At 43.1% G+C, this 3,189-nt stretch carries 5 protein-coding genes and 1 pseudogene; 4 read left to right on the top strand and 2 right to left on the bottom strand.

What is annotated here, in order from left to right; genetic code table 11:
• Positions 1 to 218: pseudogene (locus tag AC1DWN_RS31070) on the bottom strand (HAD family hydrolase); the annotation flags it as partial.
• 116 nt (positions 219 to 334) lie between these two features.
• Positions 335 to 559, bottom strand: coding sequence for a hypothetical protein (locus AC1DWN_RS31075; protein WP_477562721.1), 225 nt, complete (start codon positions 557 to 559; stop codon positions 335 to 337).
• Between the two features lie 158 nt (positions 560 to 717).
• On the opposite strand from AC1DWN_RS31075, the gene AC1DWN_RS31080 reads away from it, so the two are divergent.
• The 4 genes from AC1DWN_RS31080 to AC1DWN_RS31095 form a co-directional block, all read left to right on the top strand.
• Positions 718 to 1,443: a phosphonate ABC transporter ATP-binding protein gene (locus AC1DWN_RS31080; RefSeq protein ID WP_477562722.1), complete on the top strand. Its 726-nt coding sequence runs from the start codon at positions 718 to 720 to the stop codon at positions 1,441 to 1,443.
• Positions 1,440 to 1,952 carry a GNAT family N-acetyltransferase gene (locus AC1DWN_RS31085; protein ID WP_477562723.1) on the top strand — a complete coding sequence of 171 codons (513 nt, stop codon included), beginning with the start codon at positions 1,440 to 1,442 and terminating at the stop codon, positions 1,950 to 1,952. Before AC1DWN_RS31080 ends, AC1DWN_RS31085 begins: the two co-directional genes overlap by 4 nt.
• A 15-nt stretch (positions 1,953 to 1,967) precedes the next feature.
• Entirely contained in the window at positions 1,968 to 2,579 is a 612-nt protein-coding gene (locus AC1DWN_RS31090) for a DUF3298 and DUF4163 domain-containing protein (RefSeq protein WP_477562724.1), read from the top strand.
• 65 nt (positions 2,580 to 2,644) lie between these two features.
• A partial coding sequence (locus AC1DWN_RS31095; RefSeq protein ID WP_477562725.1) for a response regulator occupies positions 2,645 to 3,189 on the top strand: 545 nt, incomplete at its 3' end.

The raw sequence follows: 3,189 nt of genomic DNA on the forward strand, positions 1-3,189 counted from the left end.
ACGAACGACTGAGGGAAGTGTTCGCTTTTGAATCCAGATACAGCAACACAGGCTATGTCGATTTCCATTTGCTTGTCCCGAATGGATTCGACGGTGATCGGACCGAAACCAGCAAACCATGTGGTCATCGCATCAATGAATTGATCGATAACCAAGTAAAAATATTTATTGCAATGGATTAACGTATCGTCTAGGTCAAACATTATTTGCTGTTTCATAACGCGCATCTCCTTAGTGAAACTTGAAACTGTATGATCAATCTACCGCAAAAGGAGGTGCTCCGTCAATGTGAGGGAGATATGGCGGGCGATGCAGCTAATCTCTACACAAAATGTTATGCATACTTAAGCTGTGATGCTGCCAATTGGTTTTTAATAAACGAAATACGCCTGCGTACGTAAAAATCTCTACTATCTCCCTTCAAATCTTTCGGGGTGATCACCTCCTCTGCAAGGTTATCGATAATGATAAGTCGTCCATCAACGTAAAACTTAAAAGTTAAGTCTCGCCAAGGATGTCCTTTCTCTACATAACGGAAATTTTCGCAGATGTTATTCATGGTGATCAGGCCTCCTTCAATGATTTGAATTCGATGATCAATAGAACGTTTGTTCTTATTTTTATTATACCAAACATTTGTTCGTGTGGAAACTGTTTTTTGTTTACCGTAAACTAGACTCATAGAAGCGATTGCTGCTAACAGAAGGAGCGCGGAAAATGATTAGAATAAAGCATTTAACCAAACAAATTCCTGGTGGACCTAAAGTTCTGAATGATATTAGCTTCGATGTTTATCCTGGTGAATTTATCGCTATAAAAGGGAGTAGCGGAAGTGGTAAGTCTACACTTCTCAGATGCCTTGCATTACAGGAGAATTGGAGCGATGGTAGTTACCAATTTGAAGGCAATGATGTGTTTAAGCAAGGCTTCACAGGAAAGATGAAAGTACGACGCGAAGTTGCTTATTTAGAAGAAAAACCATTTCTTTTTCCTAACAAGACGGGTTTGAAAAATGTGATTATCGGTTCTGTCTCACAAACTCCGGCTTGGCGCAGATGGACAGGCATGGTTCGGAATGATGACTATATGGGTGCTATGGACTTGATTGAGAAGCGCGGACTGCTTGAGAAAGCACACCAGAAGGCTAGCACACTGAGCGGTGGTGAGCGTCAACGGATGGCTGTCGCTAGAGCACTCGTTCACGGTGCGAAGGTTATTGCAGCTGATGAGCCTGTATCAGGTCTAGACCCGCATACAGCAGATCAGGTGCTGGGCGATTTGAAAGCGCTATGTAAGGAGCAAGGGGTAACCGTTATTGCTGTTATGCATCAAGGGGATTGGGCGGAACGATTCGCAGACCGCATAATTGGATTGAATCAAGGTAGAATTGTGCTGGATGTAAGCGGTAGAAGATTAACTGAACGAGAGAAAGCGCTGCTGTGAGCCGGATCGAGCTGCGGTTAATTGCGGAGGACGAGCTGGATGCAGCAATCAAGCTGGAGCAAAGCTGCTACACGCCTGAAACTGCGGCAACAATTAACGGCTTTAAATTTCGTCACAAGCAGTATAATTCATTCTTCTGGTCAGCTTGGATCGGCTCATCTTTAGTTGGAATTACAAACGGCGTTCGCACTCCCCAAATAAATTGCGGTGATGAGATGAAGGGTGAGCTCTCCGATGCGGTAAACGGAAGAAACTTTTGCGTTCTGACGGTTGCAGTCAGTCCTAACCATAGACGTCTTGGGATTGGATCACTATTATTGAGGAAGCTAGTAGAGCAGTGCGAGGCTAATGGGATTAATACCATAATACTGATGTGCGAAAAGCATTTGATTTCGTTCTACGAACGAGAGGAATTCAAACTCCTTGGTGTATCGTCATCGACTCATGGAGGAATCGTCTGGTATGAGATGAGCAGAAGCCTGCATATAATGGAGCATCTTACCGAATAGGAAGGTGTCTTCGACATGGCATTTCAATCACCAGTACTTGTTCAAACCGCTAAAGCGACTTTTCCAAAGGCGGATTTGGCGCTCCCCTATATCAGCGGCGGTCCGAGTGAGCGAGCGGACAAGATAATAAACGAGACCATTCTCAAAGAGACTCAATTGCTTGTAAACAACGCAGGCCCACTCGACGATCCAAGGGCTCAGATGATAGGTTATTATGAGCAGAAGACGAATCAAAAGGATATATTGAGTCTTTCACTTTTTAATTATGCCTATACTGGAGGAGCGCACGGTAATACGGTGCAGCATTCTCTTACTTTTAAACAGTCAACGGGCGAGACGTATACGCTTAAGCAATTGTTTAAGCCAGGGAGTAATTATGTAGATCGCTTAAATACCATCATTGCTGCACAGATTAAAGCACGAGCGATTGACACATTTGAACCTTTTAAGACGATTCGACCGGATCAGGACTACTATATAGCAGATCGAGCCCTTGTTATTTATTTTCAGCTTTATGAGTTGGTACCCTATGTGTTTGGCTTTTTGTATTTTCCTATTTCGGTCTATGAGCTTCAAGATATAATTAGTGAGGATGGTCCGCTTGGGCCAATGCTTGTTAATGATTAGATGACCTATTATATTCTTGTTTGTGCTATAGCTTTGCTGGCGTAAAGCTTTAAGGAGACGACCCAATGACTTATTTGCTCTTCCTTGTTCCAGCAGCTCTATTTGTTGCTGTGTCATACTTCGTTTATCACCGTTATAAAGTGGATAAGATGCAACAACAAAAAGCTTCAGCTGCTTCAGTATCAATGCCGACATTACCTGAGAATGATCATGTATACAGCACGATTACAACTTCCATGAAGACAGAAGATCAGCCTAGCACAACAAAAGTGATCAAGCGGGTCGGCGGGTCGAGACCAAATATTTTAGTCGTTGACGATCAACAACCTATTCGCATGCTGCTTACGGAACTTTTTTTAGGAGCCGGCTGTGATGTTTTTGAGGCTAAAAACGGTCATATTGCGTTGGAGCTTTTTGAAGCGAATCGAGTAGATTGTATATTGCTCGATCTGAAAATGCCGGATATGGATGGTCTTGAAGTGCTGCGTTCGATTCGAAAAATAAATAGTGCTGTGCCTGTCATTCTAATTAGCGCATACGTGGAACCTGACATCGTAGATGAGGCAACGAAGCTAGGCATCAATAAACGATTGTCCAAACCATTTGATAT

Source organism: Paenibacillus sp. P4_A7, assembly GCF_056402455.1.

Excerpts from the sequence above, each read along its gene's own strand:
- AC1DWN_RS31075 (WP_477562721.1), bottom strand. The coding sequence starts at position 559 with ATGAATAACATCTGCGAAAATTTCCGTTATGTAGAGAAAGGACATCCT.
- AC1DWN_RS31090 (WP_477562724.1), top strand. The coding sequence starts at position 1,968 with ATGGCATTTCAATCACCAGTACTTGTTCAAACCGCTAAAGCGACTTTT.
- AC1DWN_RS31080 (WP_477562722.1), top strand. The coding sequence starts at position 718 with ATGATTAGAATAAAGCATTTAACCAAACAAATTCCTGGTGGACCTAAA.